This window comes from Pseudomonas sp. KCJK9016, assembly GCF_046231795.1.
In the GTDB taxonomy this organism is placed as follows: Bacteria; Pseudomonadota; Gammaproteobacteria; order Pseudomonadales; family Pseudomonadaceae; genus Aquipseudomonas; species Aquipseudomonas bananamidigenes.
Genome location: NZ_JBJJMM010000013.1, coordinates 102,359 through 118,343, shown reverse-complemented (window position 1 = coordinate 118,343; position 15,985 = coordinate 102,359). Strand labels below are relative to the sequence as shown.

General features: G+C 60.2%; 16 protein-coding genes. 5 read left to right on the top strand and 11 right to left on the bottom strand.

Going from position 1 to position 15,985, the window contains the following annotated elements:
- The first annotated feature begins 26 nt into the window (after nucleotides 1-26).
- Nucleotides 27-1,133 carry an NADH:flavin oxidoreductase/NADH oxidase gene (locus ACK6BI_RS15015; RefSeq protein ID WP_409317677.1) on the top strand — a complete coding sequence of 369 codons (1,107 nt, stop codon included), beginning with the start codon at nucleotides 27-29 and terminating at the stop codon, nucleotides 1,131-1,133.
- 89 nt (nucleotides 1,134-1,222) lie between these two features.
- Nucleotides 1,223-1,756, top strand: a complete 534-nt coding sequence (locus ACK6BI_RS15010; RefSeq protein ID WP_409317676.1) for a GNAT family N-acetyltransferase — start codon at nucleotides 1,223-1,225, stop codon at nucleotides 1,754-1,756.
- A gap of 39 nt (nucleotides 1,757-1,795) precedes the next feature.
- Here ACK6BI_RS15010 and ACK6BI_RS15005 read toward each other — a convergent pair whose 3' ends face one another.
- Nucleotides 1,796-3,424 (bottom strand): glucan biosynthesis protein D, encoded by a 1,629-nt coding sequence (locus ACK6BI_RS15005; protein ID WP_409317675.1) that lies wholly within the window; start codon nucleotides 3,422-3,424, stop codon nucleotides 1,796-1,798.
- 403 nt (nucleotides 3,425-3,827) lie between these two features.
- On the opposite strand from ACK6BI_RS15005, the gene ACK6BI_RS15000 reads away from it, so the two are divergent.
- On the top strand, nucleotides 3,828-4,013 hold the full coding sequence (locus tag ACK6BI_RS15000) for a hypothetical protein (RefSeq protein WP_409317674.1): 186 nt from the start codon (nucleotides 3,828-3,830) through the stop codon (nucleotides 4,011-4,013).
- A 55-nt stretch (nucleotides 4,014-4,068) separates the two neighbouring features.
- Here the strand turns inward: ACK6BI_RS15000 and ACK6BI_RS14995 are convergent, their stop codons facing one another.
- Together ACK6BI_RS14995 and ACK6BI_RS14990 are read right to left on the bottom strand one after the other, a co-directional pair.
- Nucleotides 4,069-4,560, bottom strand: a complete 492-nt coding sequence (locus tag ACK6BI_RS14995; protein ID WP_409317673.1) for a Bro-N domain-containing protein — start codon at nucleotides 4,558-4,560, stop codon at nucleotides 4,069-4,071.
- Nucleotides 4,532-4,837: a hypothetical protein gene (locus ACK6BI_RS14990; protein WP_147407019.1), complete on the bottom strand. Its 306-nt coding sequence runs from the start codon at nucleotides 4,835-4,837 to the stop codon at nucleotides 4,532-4,534. The genes ACK6BI_RS14995 and ACK6BI_RS14990 overlap by 29 nt, the downstream gene beginning before the upstream one ends.
- Nucleotides 4,838-5,026: 189 nt before the next feature.
- Between ACK6BI_RS14990 and ACK6BI_RS14985 the strand changes: the two genes are divergently transcribed.
- Together ACK6BI_RS14985 and ACK6BI_RS14980 are read left to right on the top strand one after the other, a co-directional pair.
- Nucleotides 5,027-5,272, top strand: a complete 246-nt coding sequence (locus tag ACK6BI_RS14985) for an AbrB/MazE/SpoVT family DNA-binding domain-containing protein (RefSeq protein WP_065259664.1) — start codon at nucleotides 5,027-5,029, stop codon at nucleotides 5,270-5,272.
- Complete coding sequence (locus ACK6BI_RS14980) at nucleotides 5,272-5,673, top strand: type II toxin-antitoxin system VapC family toxin (protein ID WP_409317672.1); 402 nt, start codon at nucleotides 5,272-5,274, stop codon at nucleotides 5,671-5,673. Before ACK6BI_RS14985 ends, ACK6BI_RS14980 begins: the two co-directional genes overlap by 1 nt.
- A 75-nt stretch (nucleotides 5,674-5,748) precedes the next feature.
- Here ACK6BI_RS14980 and ACK6BI_RS14975 read toward each other — a convergent pair whose 3' ends face one another.
- The 8 genes from ACK6BI_RS14975 to ACK6BI_RS14940 form a co-directional block, all read right to left on the bottom strand.
- Entirely contained in the window at nucleotides 5,749-7,233 is a 1,485-nt protein-coding gene (locus ACK6BI_RS14975) for an APC family permease (RefSeq protein ID WP_409317671.1), read from the bottom strand.
- Between the two features lie 199 nt (nucleotides 7,234-7,432).
- Nucleotides 7,433-8,857, bottom strand: coding sequence for a gamma-aminobutyraldehyde dehydrogenase (locus ACK6BI_RS14970; protein ID WP_409317670.1), 1,425 nt, complete (start codon nucleotides 8,855-8,857; stop codon nucleotides 7,433-7,435).
- A 171-nt stretch (nucleotides 8,858-9,028) separates the two neighbouring features.
- A complete protein-coding gene (locus tag ACK6BI_RS14965) occupies nucleotides 9,029-9,853 on the bottom strand; it encodes an ABC transporter permease (protein ID WP_065259667.1) in 825 nt (274 codons plus the stop codon).
- Entirely contained in the window at nucleotides 9,843-10,778 is a 936-nt protein-coding gene (locus ACK6BI_RS14960; RefSeq protein WP_409317669.1) for an ABC transporter permease, read from the bottom strand. The genes ACK6BI_RS14965 and ACK6BI_RS14960 overlap by 11 nt, the downstream gene beginning before the upstream one ends.
- A 1-nt stretch (nucleotide 10,779) precedes the next feature.
- The gene (locus ACK6BI_RS14955) at nucleotides 10,780-11,817 is read right to left on the bottom strand and encodes an ABC transporter ATP-binding protein (protein ID WP_409317668.1); all 1,038 of its coding nucleotides are present in this window, start codon (nucleotides 11,815-11,817) and stop codon (nucleotides 10,780-10,782) included.
- Between the two features lie 214 nt (nucleotides 11,818-12,031).
- Nucleotides 12,032-13,183 (bottom strand): putative ABC transporter substrate-binding protein YdcS, encoded by a 1,152-nt coding sequence (gene ydcS, locus ACK6BI_RS14950; RefSeq protein WP_260522346.1) that lies wholly within the window; start codon nucleotides 13,181-13,183, stop codon nucleotides 12,032-12,034.
- Nucleotides 13,184-13,265: 82 nt separating this feature from the next.
- On the bottom strand, nucleotides 13,266-14,723 hold the full coding sequence (locus ACK6BI_RS14945) for a gamma-aminobutyraldehyde dehydrogenase (RefSeq protein ID WP_409317667.1): 1,458 nt from the start codon (nucleotides 14,721-14,723) through the stop codon (nucleotides 13,266-13,268).
- A gap of 144 nt (nucleotides 14,724-14,867) precedes the next feature.
- Nucleotides 14,868-15,782 (bottom strand): LysR family transcriptional regulator, encoded by a 915-nt coding sequence (locus ACK6BI_RS14940; RefSeq protein ID WP_065259672.1) that lies wholly within the window; start codon nucleotides 15,780-15,782, stop codon nucleotides 14,868-14,870.
- Between the last annotated feature and the right edge of the window lie 203 nt (nucleotides 15,783-15,985).

The following is a 15,985-nucleotide window of genomic DNA, read 5'->3' as shown; positions in this document are numbered from 1 at the left end:
CTGCCCACTGATTTGAGAGGTGCCCCATGAGTCTGCTGCTTGAACCCTTCACCCTCCGCCAACTGACCCTGTCCAACCGCATCGCCGTGTCGCCCATGTGCCAGTATTCCAGCGTTGATGGCCTGGCCAACGACTGGCATCTGGTGCACCTCGGCAGCCGTGCCGTGGGGGGCGCTGGCCTGGTATTTACCGAAGCCACGGCGATCACGGCCGACGGGCGGATCACCGCCGAAGACCTGGGCCTGTGGAACGACGAACAGATCGCACCGCTGCAACGCATCACCCGATTCATCAATGCGCAGGGCGCAGTGGCCGGCATTCAACTGGCCCACGCCGGGCGCAAGGCCAGCACTCATCGGCCATGGATCGGCAAGCATGGCAGCGTCAAACCCGAGGATGGCGGCTGGACGCCGGTGGGGCCTTCGCCGATTGCTTTCGACCCGCAACACACCCAACCGAAACAGCTGGATGAGGAGCAGATCGCCCAAGTCATTCAGGATTTCGTGGCCGCGGCCAGACGTGCGCTGACCGCCGGTTTCAGTGTGGTCGAGGTGCATGCGGCACACGGATATCTGCTGCACCAGTTTCTTTCGCCACTGAGTAACCAGCGCCGCGACCAGTACGGCGGCTCATTCGAAAACCGTATTCGTCTGGTGCTGCAAGTGACGGAAGCAGTGCGCGCCGTCTGGCCGGAAGAATTGCCGGTATTTGTGCGTCTTTCGGCCACCGATTGGGTCGAGGACGGCTGGAACCCAGATGAAACCGTGGAGCTGGCGCGACGCTTGAAAGCGCTTGGTGCGGATCTTGTCGACGTCTCCTCGGGTGGCACTGCAGCCAATGCCGAAATTCCGGTGGGGCCGGGTTATCAGACGCGCTTCGCCGAAAGGGTGCGCAAGGAGTCAGGCATTGCCACCGGCACCGTGGGCATGATTACCGAGCCGGCTCAGGCCGAGCACATTCTGAGGACCTGTCAGGCCGATATCATTTTCCTCGCCCGCGAGCTGCTGCGTGATCCTTACTGGCCGTTGCATGCCGACGATGACCTGGGCGGTCGCAAAGCGGTGTGGCCGGCGCAATATCAGCGGGCGACCCATCGTGACCAGCCGATTCACGAGTCTGATTTGCGGGATTGATTCCGACCGGTCGCAAAGCCTATAAAACCCGCCAATGAACCGGCGGGTTTTTCTTGCCTGCCGCCCAGGATTGCAAAGGAATGGATCGCATGTTGATCGAACGCGCGCTGACTGAATCGGACTTGCCACTGTTGACGCTGATTGACCGTAGTGAGTTGGTCGAGGAATGTTATCGCGTGGAAAACGGTGAGTTGATTCTGTATCCGGCGCGTTTCGACATGCGCGGATGGCCCGAGGGGGAGGCGGAGGAGAATGCGCGGGTATTGGAAAAATGCTGGCGCAGCGGCGGTTGGTTACACGGACTTTTCGATGAGGAAACGCTGGTGGCGGCGGTGGTTGTGGATAACCGGGTTATTCACAATGAGGGCCTGAGCATGCGGCAGTTGAAATTTCTGCACATCAGCCGTGCCTGGCGTAGGCAGGGGCTTGGCGGGCGCTTGTTTTCCCGTGCCTGTGAGCATGGCCGCAAGCTTGGGGCCGAGGCGTTGTATGTCTCGGCGACGGAATCGCGCAATACCGTGGAGTTCTATCAGCGCCAGGGTTGTCGGTTGCTGGAGCAACCGGATCCCGGGCTGTTTGCTCTCGAACCCCACGATATTCACTTTTACTGTCGCCTGGACTGACGTCATCGCGAGCAGGCTTGCTCAGTTACCAGCGATCTTTCAAGGGTACTTGCGCTTGTCCGGCGACGGCGGGAAGTACTGGTACAACCAGGTCTCGCTCAATGTGCGGTCGTTGGTGCGGATGAACAGGCGCAGCTCCACGGGATCGACGCTGTCATTGGTCGGGTACCAGTCGAACAGGATCCGGTAACCTTTGATGTCATCCAGCACCAGCACGCTGAAGTCCTGCACCTTGCCGTTGGAGCACGTCACCACCGGTTCGATCCCGGTGCCCTGCGGCAGGCGATCCAGACCGCCACCGGTGAAGTCCACGGCAAAACGACGGGCCCAGACTGGCGGGTAATGTTCACCCGGTGCCCAGCCTTCGACGAATCCACCCATGCCCGAACGGGTCGCATGCACCCGCGCCAGCGGCGTGCCGACCGGCGGCAGGGCGCTCCAGTAGAGCTTGTAGCCGTAGTTCAGAGAATCGCCGGCAGCCACCGGTTTTTTCGGCGTCCAGAACGCGACGATGTTGTCGAGGGTTTCGCCGGTTGTAGGAATTTCCAGCAAGTCGATAGAGCCTTCGCCCCACGCGGTTGTAGGTTCTACCCACAGGCTAGGACGCTTGCTGTACCAGTCGACCGTGTCCTGATAGTTGGCGAACTCGTGGTCGGTCTGCACCAGGCCGAAACCTTTCGGGTCGGTGTCGGCGAAGGCGTTGAATTGCAGGGTCGCCGGGTTGTTCAGCGGGCGGCAGATCCACTCGCCGTTGCCGCGCCACATGGCCAGACGATCCGAGTCATGGATTTGCGGGTGGATGGTGTCGCACATCCGGCGCTCGTGGGTGCCACAACTGAACATGCTGGTCATCGGCGCGATGCCCAGTTGTTCGATGGCGGTGCGGGCGTTGACGTGGGCGTCGATCTCCATGACCACGCGCTCGGCCTGGCAGTCGATGTCAAAGCGATAGGCGCCGGTCGCGCTCGGCGAATCGAGCAGGGCATAGACCACGAAGCGGGTCGCGTTCTGATCCGGAGTCTCGAACCAGAACTTGGTGAAATCGGGAAATTCCTCGCGCTTTTTGGCGTAAGTGTCGATGGCCAGTCCACGGGCGGAGAGGCCATATTGGCCAGTGGCATCCACTGCGCGGAAGTAGCTGGCGCCAAGGAACGACACCACGTCGTGGCGATCCAGTTCCGGTGCCTTGAACAGCTTGAAGCCGGCAAAACCCAGGTCGCCCTTGAGCTGTTGGGTGTCGACCGAGGTGTTTTCATAGTTGAACAGTTGAGGGCGGAAATGCACCTCGCGGGCCGTGCGGGTTTTGGGATCGACGCTGTACATGCGCACCGGTTGACGGAAACCCATGCCGACGTGGAAAAACTGCACGTCGAGCTGACCCTTGTTCTCCTTCCACAGCGAATGTTCGCCGTCGTAGCGGATCGCGTTGAAGTTCTGCGGGGTCATGGTCGCCAGGGTTGGCGGCAGCACCTGTTTGGTGTCCTGATAGGCGCTGCCGGCCAGTTGTCTGGCCTGGCGCTTCAGCGTTTCGAAGTCGAAGGCCTGGGCTTCACCGTCGGCGGCACCGCCAGAGGCGGCCCAGGCCCGGGAGGCCAGCAGGCCCGTGGCCGAAAGACCGGTATAGGCCGCAATGGCCATGGACGCTTTGAGCAAATTCCTGCGGTGCATAGATACAACCTGTCGTGGACAATCCCGCGCCGTTCCTGGCACGTACTGGATCAGAAATTACGGTTCGGACAAGCCTTCGGCCAAACGCTACGGACTAGTAACAGATGCGCGCTAGCTTAATCCGTTCGCTGATTTTGCAAAAATCATTGATGGCACCGCGATAGCGTCTCAATGAAACAAGACGTTACGGTTACTTATCCCACAGCTTTTTCTGATTTACAGGGCATATCTGCTTTTTTCGACTAATTACTCTAAAAACCGCTTTTCAGCGCCGAATTAATTTCTATTCTATGGGCAAGGCCGGTCTCGATCGATCCGACCGGCAGGGCTCAAATCGCTGCTAAAGGAGCAGGGCGATGGAGTTTTCGAGAAATTTCTGACGTACTGGAAAAGGACATCGTCCATGGCAAAAGGACAAGGCATCACCGAAATGTTGGGCATCTTTCCCTGCCTCACCCACATCCGGCGAAGACGCCGGCTCAGTCCTGATGAACTGAAGCTGGTGGAGCGTTACCGGGAGTTGTCGGAGAGCGACCGGATTGCGATGCGGTATCTGGTGGATGCGATGAGGAGTGTTTCGCGGTTTTGAAGTGAAAAACCAAAGGGGCGGACTGTGAAGTTCGCCCCTTTTCAATTTTTGAGATTTACCGGGGACGGTGTGCCAGCATCAACTCAGGCATGTCCCGCCATTTCACCCAGGCCTGTTGTTGCCAGTGGAGCAGCGGCACGGTGACTCCGGCCCAATGCACGGAGCTCAGGCTCGGGTAGTTTTCCGCTGTTGCTGAGCTGGTTTCCCGCAGGATGGGAATCACCTCATTGCTCAGCCATTGCCGCAGATTGCGGTTTTCCGGAATGAAATGATGGACGAGCAGCGCGTACATGCCGGATTCGCTGACCATTGGCGTCTCGACAACTTTGCCGTACTTGCGCAGGCGGACGGTACGGCGTTGGTCGGGGTCGAGTTTCAGGGTGACGCGTGGGTTCAAGGGATGTCCCATCATGCGGCCCAGATCCTGAGCGCAAAACCAGGCTTGGTGATCGAGCAGAAGGGCGTGGAGGAAGCGGTTGTGGCGGGTGAATACGGTGGGGATGAAGTAAGGATGATCTTTAGAGGAATTTTGAGTTTGATTGGGCATTCGTCGACTCCAATATTGAGAATAGAGCCGCCACTCGAATGAGTGCGGTTGCGCCATTTTGACTTTGTTCCGGCTTCGACACCGGGCTGCTGACTTCGCTGCCGAAAAGAAGCGTATCGGTCAGGTGCTTATGGTGCCAAGCCCGGTTAATCGACGCTTGTTGTCGGAATTGAAGATCTTTCTCGTAGGCAGCATCTGTAGGAATTTCCTGTTTTTGCATGTTCTGCAGAGAGGAGGCCCCTGAGCCGCAATTTTTCCTATATTCATTCGAATCCACGGAACGAACCTCAGGTTTTCTTCCCGACGATCCAACCTATGGCAGCTGTTTATCGTCAGAGCAAAACGCTTTAAAGCACTGCGCTGTCGTCCTTTAAATCGGTCGGAGTAGTCCTACGATCAGCGGCGGTTGCAGATCCCGAAACCAAGTATTACGTTGGTGTGGCGAGTAATACTCAAGGAGCATGACATGACGACAACCATGACGAGTAAGGGTCAAGTGACGATTCCCAAGCCAATCCGTGATGCCTTGCATCTCACGCCGGGCTCGGCGATTGAGTTCAGTGTCAATGAGCAGGGAGAGGTGGTGCTGCACAGTGCGAAGCCCGATGCAGGCAAAGCGAAAATTCCGGATCGATTTGATGCTGTTCGTGGCAAAGCCGATATCAAATGGCGGACCGATGATTTGATGGCGTTGCTTCGGGGTGATGATTAATGGTGTTGGTTGATACCAATGTGTTGATTGATATTTTGGAAGACGACCCAGCTTGGGCTGACTGGTCTATCCAGCAACTTCGCGCTCAGTCTCTAATTCATGAGTTGGTCATTAACCCGATCGTCTATGCAGAGTTATCCCAGACGTTTTCAACGTTTGAAGCTCTGGATGGGGTGGTTAATCAGCTCGGCTTAGTCATGCAGGAAATTCCTCGACCTGCGCTCTTTTTAGCTGGTAAAGCGTTCGTTCGTTATCGAAAGGTCGGCGGAGGAAAACACAATGTGTTGGCGGATTTTTTCATTGGTGCTCATGCGGCTGTAAAAAAACTACCGTTGTTGACACGCGACTCTAAGCGTTACCGCAATTATTTCCCCTCCGTCGAGTTGATTACACCTTCCTGATTTTTAGGCGCGTTTTTAAGTATCCTGGATTCGTAAATCGCCCCGGAAATATCTGAATTTCCGGGTCGACTGTGTTTAGCGACTCACCTTCCAAGCATCCCCAGCCGGCGCCTTCCCATGGTCATACGGCTTGCCAATCCACATATAAACCAGCCCCAACCCAATCACGATCACCGTGCTCAGCACCATCGCGTAGTTGATGTACCACGCCGCATCCGGGGTGCGGGGCCAGGCCATGTTGATGATTGCGCCGACGCCGTACACCAGCGCGCCGATGTTCACCGGCCAGCCCCAGGCGCCGAGGGTGAATTTGCCGCTGGGTTTCCAGCCTTTGCTGCGGGCGTACAGGGCGGCGAGGACGATCATCTGGAATGCGAGGTAGATGCCGATGGCGGCGAAGCTGACGATGGTGGCCACGGCGTCTTGCAGGAAGAAGCCGAGGGCGATGATCAGGCCGGGCAGGACGCCGGACACGAACAGCGCGGCAACCGGAACCTGGGTCGTAGGAGAAATCTTTTTCAGCAGTCGGCTGCCGATGACCATTTCATCGCGAGCGTAGGAATACAGCAGACGACTCGCTGCTGCTTGCAGGCTGATGACGCAGGAGATGAAGGAAATCATCACTACGCCCATCACCACTTTCGAACCGACCGGGCCGAAGGCGTTGTTGAGGATGGTGGTGACCGGGTCCTTGTCGGTGCCGTTGATCACCGCCTGCATGTCCGGCACAGCGAGGATCAGCGCCAGGCACGCAAACATCGCCGCGATGCCGCCGATGTAGATGGTCATGCGCATGGCCACCGGGATTTTCTTGCTCGGGTTCGGGGTTTCTTCGGCCACATCGCCACAGGCCTCGAAGCCGTAGTAGAGGAACATCCCCGCCAGTGATGCGGTGAGGAACGCCGGCAAGTAAGAGCCGTCGACCCGGATGTCGAATGTGTTGAACAGCACGCTGATCGGCTGGTGACGCTCGAAAATCAGCAGGTACACACCGACGATCACCGCGCCCACCAGTTCGCAGAGGAAGCCGAACATGGCAATGCGTGCCAGTGTTTGGGTGCCGCTGAGATTGACCAGCGTTGCGAACAATGTCAGCACCAGCGCAATGACGATGTTGGTGTTGTTGCTCGGTTCAAAACCCAGCATGGCCGCGAGGTACGGGCCGGCGCCGACCGCCACGGCGGCGATGGTCACGCACAGGGCGATGGAGTAGATCCAGCCGACCATCCACGCCCATTTCTTGCCCACCAGGCGACGCGCCCAAGGGTAGACACCGCCGGAAATCGGGAACTGCGAAACCACTTCGCCGAAGACCAGGCACACCAGCAGCTGACCGCAACCGACCAGCAAGTAAGCCCAGAACATCGGTGGACCGCCAGCGGCCAGGCACAGGCCGAACAGGGTGTAGACCCCTACGACCGGTGACAGATAAGTGAAGCCAAGGGCGAAGTTTTCCCACAGGCTCATGCTGCGGTTGAAGTTGGAGGTGTAGCCCAGTTGGCGCAGTTGTTCGGCATCGCTGTCGGCAACGGCGGCTGAGAGATCGGGTGATGCACTCATGTGTGTCTGCTCCGTGAAATCGGCAGATTTCGGATGGCCGAAACCGTGGCGGGGCTCGGTGAGCGCCGCCCGGATCGGTAGTTATTGTCGGGTGTTTAATCCTGTTGGTGCGTTTAGCCGGTTTCTGCCTTGAAGCCGGAGTTGACACCTTCGCGAGCAGGCTCGCTCCCACGGGAACTGTGGGAGGGCCGTCAGTGTGTCAGTGCTTGAACATCACATGCCGAACCGTGGTGTAGTCCTCCAGTCCGTACATGGACATGTCCTTGCCGTAGCCGGACAGTTTCTGACCGCCATGGGGCATTTCGCTGACGAGCATGAAGTGCGTATTCACCCAGGTGCAGCCGTACTGCAAACGGGCGGACAGGCGATGCGCACGTCCTACATCCGCCGTCCACACCGAGGACGCCAGGCCGTAATCCGAATCGTTGGCCCATTCCAGCGCCTGGGCTTCATCGGTGAACTTGGTCACCGACACCACCGGGCCGAACACTTCACGACGGACGATTTCGTCGTCCTGCTGCGCGTCGGCCAAAACGGTCGGCTCGAAGAAGAAACCGTTGCCGTCCACCGCCTTGCCGCCAGTGATCAAGCGGATGTGCGGCTGCGCTACGGCGCGCTCGACAAACCCGGCCACGCGGTCGCGATGCTGGGCGGTGATCAGCGGCCCCAGCTCGGTCGACGGATCATCCTGCAGGCCGTACTTGATGCTGCTGACCGCCGCACCGAGTTTCTCGACGAACTTGTCGTAGATGCCTTGCTGGGCGTAGATCCGGCACGCGGCGGTGCAATCCTGGCCGGCGTTGTAGAAGCCGAAAGTACGAATGCCTTCGACGGCGGCATCGATATCGGCGTCGTCGAAGATGATCACCGGAGCCTTGCCGCCCAGTTCCATGTGCATGCGTTTGACGCTGTCGGCGGTGCTGGAAATGATGTTCGAGCCGGTAGCGATGGAACCGGTCAGCGAGACCATGCGCACTTTCGGATGGGTCACCAGCGGACTGCCCACGCTCGGCCCACGTCCGAACACCAGATTGAGTACACCAGCCGGGAAAATATCCGACGCCAGTTCGGCCAGACGCAACGCGGTCAGCGGGGTTTGTTCCGACGGCTTGAGCACCACGGTATTACCGGCGGCGAGGGCCGGGGCGATTTTCCAGGCGACCATCATCAGCGGGTAGTTCCACGGCGCGATGGAGGCGATCACGCCCACCGGGTCGCGGCGGATCATCGAGGTGTGGCCGGGCAGGTATTCGCCAGCGGCCGAACCGCTCATGCAACGGCTGGCGCCGGCGAAGAAACGGAACACGTCGGCAATCGCCGGGATCTCGTCGTTCAGCGCGGCGCTGTAGGGTTTGCCGCAGTTGTCGGATTCCAGTTTCGCCAGTTCTTCGCCGTGGGCTTCGATGGCGTCGGCGAGTTTGAGCAACAACACCGAACGGTCTTTCGGCGTGGTCTGCGACCATTCAGCGAAGGCACTGTCGGCGGCGCGCACGGCGGCATCGACCTGGGCTTCGGTGGCTTCGTTGATGTCCACCAGCACCTCGCCGCGCGCCGGGTTGAGCACCGGTTGCGCCGGACCTTCGCCGTTGACCAGTTGGCCGTTGATCAAGAGTTTGGTTTGCATGGGGTAGTCCTCTTTGAAGCAATTGTTATTTTTCTGAAGAAACCGGGTTTCATTGTGGGAGCGAGCCTGCACGCGAAAGCGCCAGGTCAGTCGACATCAATATTGGCTGTGCCGGCCCCTTCGCGAGCAGGCTCGCTCCCACATTTCGTTCCGGTTTCTTCGGTTATTCGGTTACTTCCCGCCGCTGCCGGCTACGCTCTCGCCACCCCGGGTCAGGTAGTAGGCGCCGAGGATCGGCAGCATGGTCACCAGCATCACGAGCATCGCCACGACGTTGGTCACCGGCACGTCCCGTGGGCGGCTCAACTGGTTGAGCAGCCACAGTGGCAAGGTGCGCTCATGGCCGGCGGTGAAGGTGGTGACGATGATTTCGTCGAACGACAGCGCAAACGCCAGCATGCCGCCGGCGAGCAGCGCCGAGCCGAGGTTTGGCAGGATGATGTAGCGGAAGGTCTGCCAGCCGTCGGCGCCGAGATCCATCGATGCTTCGATCAAACTGTGTGAGGTTCGGCGCAGACGGGCGATGACGTTGTTGTAGACGATCACCACACAGAAGGTCGCGTGGCCGACGATGATGGTGAACATCCCCGGCTCGATCCCCAGCGTCTTGAAGGTCGCCAGCAGCGCGATCCCGGTGATGATCCCCGGCAATGCAATCGGCAGGATCAGCATCAGCGAAATGCCCTGTTTGCCGAAGAAGTCCCGGCGGTACAACGCCGCTGAAGCCAGTGTGCCGAGCACCATGGCGATCAGCGTGGCAATGGCTGCGATCTGCAACGACAGCTTGATTGCCTCCAGCACGTCCGGTCGGGAAAACGCCACGCTGAACCAGTGCAGCGTGAAGCCTTTCGGTGGAAAGCTGAACGCCGCGTCTTCGGTGTTGAAGGCGTAGAGGAAGATGATCAGGATCGGGAAGTGCAGAAACACCAGCCCGCCCCAGGCTGCGATTTTCAGGCCTAAAGAGGCATGCCCTTGTGACGAAGAGTCAGAGTGCATCGAAGGCCCCCAGTCGTTTGACAATGGACAGGTAAATGGCGATCAACACGATCGGCACCAGCGTGAACGCCGCCGCCATCGGCATGTTGCCGATCGCGCCTTGCTGCGCGTAGACCATGCTGCCGACGAAGTAGCCTGGCGGGCCCACCAGTTGCGGCACGATGAAGTCGCCCAGGGTCAGCGAGAACGTGAAGATCGAGCCGGCCGCGATGCCCGGCACCGACAGCGGCAGAATCACCTGCATGAAAGTCTGGCGCGGTGTGGCCCCAAGGTCGGCGGAGGCTTGCAGCAAGGACGGCGGCAGGCGCTCCAGCGAGGCCTGGATCGGCAGGATCATGAACGGCAGCCAGATGTAGACGAACACCATGAACCGCCCCAGATGCGAGGTCGACAAGGTGCTGCCGCCGACCCCGGGAATCCCCAGAATGAACTGCAACACCGGCTCCAGCCCCAGGTGCTGCACGAACCATTGCGCCACGCCGCCCTTGGCCAGCAGCAATGTCCAGGCATAGGCCTTGACGATGTAACTGGCCCACATCGGCATCATCACCGCGATGTAGAAAAACGCCTTGGTCTTGCCGGTGGTGTAGCGCGCCATGTAGTAGGCGATCGGGAACGCGACGATGGCGCTGGCGATCGACACCGCGACGGCCATGCTCAGCGTGCGCAGGATGATGTCGAAGTTCGACGGCTGGAACAGTGCGGCGAAGTTGGCCAGGGTCAGGTCCGGGGTGACCGCCATGGTGAAGTCGTCGAAGGTGTAGAAACCTTGCCACAACAGCACCAGCAGCGAGCCCAGATAGATCGCGCCGAACCACAGCAGCGGCGGCACCAGCAGCATCGACAGATACAGATTCGGCTTGCGATAGAGCAGGTTGGAAAACCTGCGCAGCGGCGCCGATTGAGGGAGGGCGAGGGCGGTCATGTCACACCCCGCTCGCAACGGTGTCGTGCAGCGGAGTCATCGCTTCCCGCGCCCAGCGTGCACTGATGCGCTGGCCGGTCTGGTGCTGCGCGCTGCTGTCGCCCCACTGATTGTTTGCCTGGCTGATGCTCAGGGTCTGGCCGTTATCCAGTTTCAACTCGTAGCGCGTGGCGCTGCCCTGATACTGGATGTCGTGGAGCAGGCCGCTGACTTCGATTTCATGGCCGGCCAACGGGCCTTCGGCGAAACGCACGTGTTCCGGACGGATCGAAAACGGCTGCGGATGGCCACTGAGCTGGCGCGCCAGATCACCGCGAATCACGTTCGAAGTGCCGACGAATTCGGCGACGAACGTGGTGGTGGGTTTCATGTACAGATTGCGCGGGGTGTCGACCTGCTCGATGCGGCCCTTGTTGAATACGGCCACACGGTCGGACATCGACAGCGCTTCGGTCTGGTCGTGGGTGACGAAGATGAAGGTGATGCCGAGCTGGCGTTGCAGCTTCTTCAGTTCACTCTGCATCTGTTCGCGCAGCTTCAGGTCGAGGGCGCCCAACGGCTCGTCGAGCAACAGCACTCGCGGACGATTGACCAGGGCGCGGGCGAGGGCGACACGCTGGCGCTGACCGCCGGACAACTGCACTGGTTTGCGTGCGCCGTAGCCACCGAGGGCGACCATGTCCAAGGCTTCTTCGGCGCGCTTGTGACGTTCATTCTTGTTCACGCCTTTGACTTTCAAACCGTAGGCGACGTTGTCCAGCACGTTCATGTGCGGGAACAGTGCGTAATCCTGAAACACCGTGTTGACGTCGCGCTGATAGGGCGGCAGACCGGCGGCTTCGGCGCCGTGAATGCGGATCGAGCCCGCGCTCGGTTGCTCGAACCCGGCGATCAGACGCAGGCATGTGGTCTTGCCCGAGCCGGAGGGGCCGAGCATGGAAAAGAACTCGCCGTCCTGGATATCGATGGAAACCCGGTCAACGGCTTTCACCTCGCCGAACTGCCGGGAAACGTTGGTGAACTGGACTGCAAGCGTCATGGTGCGGTGCTCCAAAAAGGCGAGGGCCGTCGCAGCGGCCCTGCCTGGACTTCTGAAAAACGACTATCGGTTATCGGGTGCCAAGTGAGGTCGCGGTATGCGTGCTGATCTGATGTGGGAGCGAGCCTGCTCGCGAAAGCGTTATGTCAGTCGACATCAATGTTGGCTGTGCCGGTCCCTTCGCGAGCAGGCTCGCTCCCACAGAAAAGATCGATTACCTGCCACCCATGATCGCAATGTAGTCCTGCGTCCACCGGCTATAGGGCACAAACTTCCCGCCCTCGGCCTGCGGGGTTTTCCAGAAGGCGATCTTGTCGAACTGATCGAACCCGTTGGTCTTGCAGCCTTCAGCACCGAGCAGTTCACTGCCCTGACACGCCGCCGGAACCGCCGGCAACGAGCCGAACCAGGCCGCCACATCGCCCTGGACTTTCGGTTGCAGCGACCAGTCCATCCACTTGTACGCGCAGTTCGGGTGTTTGGCTTCGGCGTGCAGCATGGTGGTGTCGGCCCAACCGGTGGCGCCTTCTTTCGGCACGGTCGAAGCGATCGGCTGCTTGTCGGTGATCAGGCCGTTGACCTGATACGGCCAGGCGCTGGACGCGACCACGCCTTCGTTCTTGAAGTCGCTCATCTGCACCGTGGTGTCGTGCCAGTAGCGGTGGATCAGCTTCTGCTGCGCGCGCAGCAGTTCCAGTACGGCTTTGTACTGATCTTCGGTGAGCTGGTACGGATCCTTGATCCCCAGCTCAGGCTTGGTGGATTTCAGATAGAGCGCCGCGTCGGCGATGTAGATCGGGCCGTCATAGGCCTGCACGCGACCCTTGTTCGGCTTGCCGTCGGGCAGGTTCTGTTCTTCGAATACCACGCTCCAGCTGGTCGGCGCGGTCTTGAATACGTTGGTGTTGTACATCAACACGTTCGGGCCCCACTGGTACGGGGTGCCGTAGGTCTGTTTGTTGACCACGTACCACGGCGCGTCTTTCAGGCGTGGGTCGAGGGATTTCCAGTTCGGGATCAACGCGGTGTTGATCGGCTGCACACGCTTGCCGACGATCAAGCGCAGCGAGGCATCGCCCGACGCGGTCACCAGGTCGTAACCGCCCTTGGCCATCAGGCTGACCATTTCGTCGGAGGTGGCGGCGGTTTTCACGTTGACCTTGCAGCCGGTTTCCTTCTCGAAACCGGTCACCCAGTCGTAAGCCTTGTCGCTTTCACCGCGTTCGATGTAGCCGGGCCAGGCGACGATATCCAGCTGGCCTTCGCCGGCACCGACTGCCTTCAGCGGATCCGCCGCCTGAACGCCGGCGCTGGCCAGCAGGGCCGTGGTGATTGCACTGAGCAGTGCGGTCTTGTGCACGAACATGATGAACCCTCTTCTTTAAATTATGGTCGGGGCAGTTGTGAACGCGGTGGAGCATGCCGTCAGCGGCTTGTTATTAGCGTAGTCAGAGATGCTGGCCGTGGCGGGCCATGATGTGCCGCACCACGCTGTAGTCCTGTAGCGAATCGCTGGACAGGTCTTTGCCGTAACCGGAGCGTTTCAGGCCACCGTGGGGCATTTCGCTGACCAGCATGAAATGGCTGTTGATCCAGGTGCAGCCGTATTGCAGCCGTGCGGCGACCTGCATTGCTTTATCGAGGTTCTGGGTCCAGACCGACGAAGCGAGGCCGTATTCCGAGTCATTGGCCCAGTCCACTGCTTGCGCCAGTTCGTCGAAGCGAGTCACGGTCACCACCGGGCCGAACACTTCGCGCTGGACAATTTCATCGCTCTGTTTGCACCCGGCCAGCAGGGTCGGCTGATAGAAGAAGCCTGCGCCGGAATGCACCGCCGCACCGGTCACCCGTTCGATGTGCGGCTGGCCGAGGGCGCGCTCGACGAAACTGGCCACCCGGTCGCGCTGGCGAGTGCTGATCAGCGGGCCGATCTCGTTGTCGGCATCGCGTTTGCCGGCGAAGCGCAGGCTGCTGACCGCCGCGCCGAGCTCGGCGACCAATTTGTCGTGAATCCCCGCCTGGGCGTAGATCCGGCAAGCCGCCGTGCAATCCTGCCCGGCGTTGTAATAGCCATAAGTGCGCACGCCCTCGACCACGGCTTTCAGATCCGCGTCGTTGCAGACGATCACCGGAGCCTTGCCGCCGAGTTCGAGGTGCGTGCGTTTGAGGGTTTTGGCGGCGGCCTGGAGGATTTTCTGGCCGGTGACGATATCGCCGGTCAGCGACACCATGCGCACTTTCGGATGCCCGACCAAGTGACTGCCAACGCCTTCTCCGCCACCGCAGACGATGTTGATCACCCCGCGCGGCAGGATTTCGGCCAGTGCCGGAGCCAGCGCCAGGATCGACAGCGGCGTGTGCTCGGACGGCTTGAACACCAGCGTATTGCCGGCGGCGAGGGCCGGTGCGATCTTCCACGCGGCCATCATGATCGGGTAGTTCCACGGTGCAATCGAAGCAACCACGCCAATCGGATCGCGGCGCACCATGCTGGTGTAGCCCGGCACGTATTCGCCGCTGAGCTGGCCGGTCTGGCAGCGCACGGCGCCAGCGAAAAAGCGGAATACATCGACGGTGGCGGTCAAATCGTCCTGCCGCGCCAGGTGCAGCGGCTTGCCGCAGTTCAGGGCTTCGAGGCGGGCCAATTGATCGGCCTGCTGTTCGACGGCGTTGGCGATTTCCAACAGGAGATTAGAGCGTTGTTGCGGGGTGGTGCGCGACCACTCGGCAAAGGCGCGGTGGGCGGCGAAAATGGCGGCTTCAACTTGCTCGGTGCTGGCTTCGGCGATCTGGGTCAGGACTTCGCCGGTGGCCGGGTTGAGGATCGGCTCGACAAAACCCTGGCCGGTGACCAGTTCGCCGTCGATCAGCAACGCGGTGTGCATGTGGGTCTGCGCGCCAGCCATTTTGAGGGTTCTCTTTTCTTGCGTTTCTTTTTGTTTTAAAGGCATGTTGCTCCCTGTTCCGGGAGCCGACCGTCTTATCGATGCAGCAAGACTAGTGCGCGGCTCCGGGGTCGACAAATTCTAAATACTGAAGGTGGCATTCGATTAAATAGATGGCTTGCGTCCGCCGTGAGGCTGCTCGCGGGCCACGGTCAGGAACGGATCGACCAGCGCGGGGCGCGCAGTGCCACGACGCCAGGCCAGACCGACGTCGAGGGTCTGGCTGAGGTCGGCAATCGGTCGGGCCTCGATAATGTCGCCTTCCAGCGACCAGGGGCGGTAGGTCATGTCAGGCTGGATCGACACGCCGAGGCCCGCCGCCACCAGACTTCGCACCGCCTCTGTAGACGCCGTTCTGAGGGTAATTTTCGGTTGCAGCCCGGCACCGCGCCAAAGGCGTTGGGCGTTGCGATCCATCTCATCGACGTTCAGCTGAATCAACGGCTCCCGGGCAACATCGGCGAGGTTGATGCTGTCGTGTTCCAGCAACGGATGCTGGGCCGGCAGCCACAAACGGTGCGGCGAGTGGGTCAGCACTTCGGTCTGCAGGGCGTGACGGTCTTCGAGGTTGGAGAGGATCAGCACACCGACATCGATCTCGCCGCTGACCAGCAGATGCTCGATGTACGGCCGCTCGTCCTCCATCACCCGGATTTCGACATTGGGATAGGCGCGCTGGAAACGGGTGAGTAAATCCGCCAGGTAATAACCGGCCACCAGACTGGTCACGCCGACGATCAACTGCCCGGCGACCTGATCGGTGCTCTGTTGCAGGCTGCGCTTGGCGTTGTCCACGGTGGCCAGAATCAGGTGCGCCTGGCGCAGGAACTGGTGGCCCTGATGGGTCAGGGTCATGCCCTTGGCGTGGCGGTTGAACAGACTGACGCCGATTTCTTCCTCCAGTTGCTGGATGGCCAGGGTCAGGGTCGATTGGGAAATGAACGCGGTTTGCGCAGCGGCGGAGATCGAGCCGGTCTCGGCCACGGCGATGAAATGGCGGATCTGACGCAAGGTCATCATGGAAGGTTTACCCGGTGGGCGGTTTTTATAGATTGCCTCGAGTGTATATCGATTTTTCAGAGGGGCGTTGCGAGCGAAGCTGCAAGCAAAGACGTGAGTTACATTCGCAAGGTCCTACGGGGGGATGCCGCGGTAGTGGGTTGCAGATCATCTACCAACGAATGACCGATCCATCGCCTCTTTTTGCCATTACGTCACTGGTA

What these genes read in the sequence shown, in the direction of transcription:
- ACK6BI_RS15015 (WP_409317677.1), top strand. Translation starts at nt 27, where the DNA reads ATGAGTCTGCTGCTTGAACCCTTCACCCTCCGCCAACTGACCCTGTCC.
- ACK6BI_RS15010 (WP_409317676.1), top strand. Translation starts at nt 1,223, where the DNA reads ATGTTGATCGAACGCGCGCTGACTGAATCGGACTTGCCACTGTTGACG.
- ACK6BI_RS15005 (WP_409317675.1), bottom strand. Translation starts at nt 3,424, where the DNA reads ATGCACCGCAGGAATTTGCTCAAAGCGTCCATGGCCATTGCGGCCTAT.
- ACK6BI_RS15000 (WP_409317674.1), top strand. Translation starts at nt 3,828, where the DNA reads ATGGCAAAAGGACAAGGCATCACCGAAATGTTGGGCATCTTTCCCTGC.
- ACK6BI_RS14995 (WP_409317673.1), bottom strand. Translation starts at nt 4,560, where the DNA reads ATGCCCAATCAAACTCAAAATTCCTCTAAAGATCATCCTTACTTCATC.
- ACK6BI_RS14985 (WP_065259664.1), top strand. Translation starts at nt 5,027, where the DNA reads ATGACGACAACCATGACGAGTAAGGGTCAAGTGACGATTCCCAAGCCA.
- ACK6BI_RS14980 (WP_409317672.1), top strand. Translation starts at nt 5,272, where the DNA reads ATGGTGTTGGTTGATACCAATGTGTTGATTGATATTTTGGAAGACGAC.
- ACK6BI_RS14975 (WP_409317671.1), bottom strand. Translation starts at nt 7,233, where the DNA reads ATGAGTGCATCACCCGATCTCTCAGCCGCCGTTGCCGACAGCGATGCC.
- ACK6BI_RS14970 (WP_409317670.1), bottom strand. Translation starts at nt 8,857, where the DNA reads ATGCAAACCAAACTCTTGATCAACGGCCAACTGGTCAACGGCGAAGGT.
- ACK6BI_RS14965 (WP_065259667.1), bottom strand. Translation starts at nt 9,853, where the DNA reads ATGCACTCTGACTCTTCGTCACAAGGGCATGCCTCTTTAGGCCTGAAA.
- ACK6BI_RS14960 (WP_409317669.1), bottom strand. Translation starts at nt 10,778, where the DNA reads ATGACCGCCCTCGCCCTCCCTCAATCGGCGCCGCTGCGCAGGTTTTCC.
- ACK6BI_RS14955 (WP_409317668.1), bottom strand. Translation starts at nt 11,817, where the DNA reads ATGACGCTTGCAGTCCAGTTCACCAACGTTTCCCGGCAGTTCGGCGAG.
- ydcS (WP_260522346.1), bottom strand. Translation starts at nt 13,183, where the DNA reads ATGTTCGTGCACAAGACCGCACTGCTCAGTGCAATCACCACGGCCCTG.
- ACK6BI_RS14945 (WP_409317667.1), bottom strand. Translation starts at nt 14,723, where the DNA reads ATGGCTGGCGCGCAGACCCACATGCACACCGCGTTGCTGATCGACGGC.
- ACK6BI_RS14940 (WP_065259672.1), bottom strand. Translation starts at nt 15,782, where the DNA reads ATGATGACCTTGCGTCAGATCCGCCATTTCATCGCCGTGGCCGAGACC.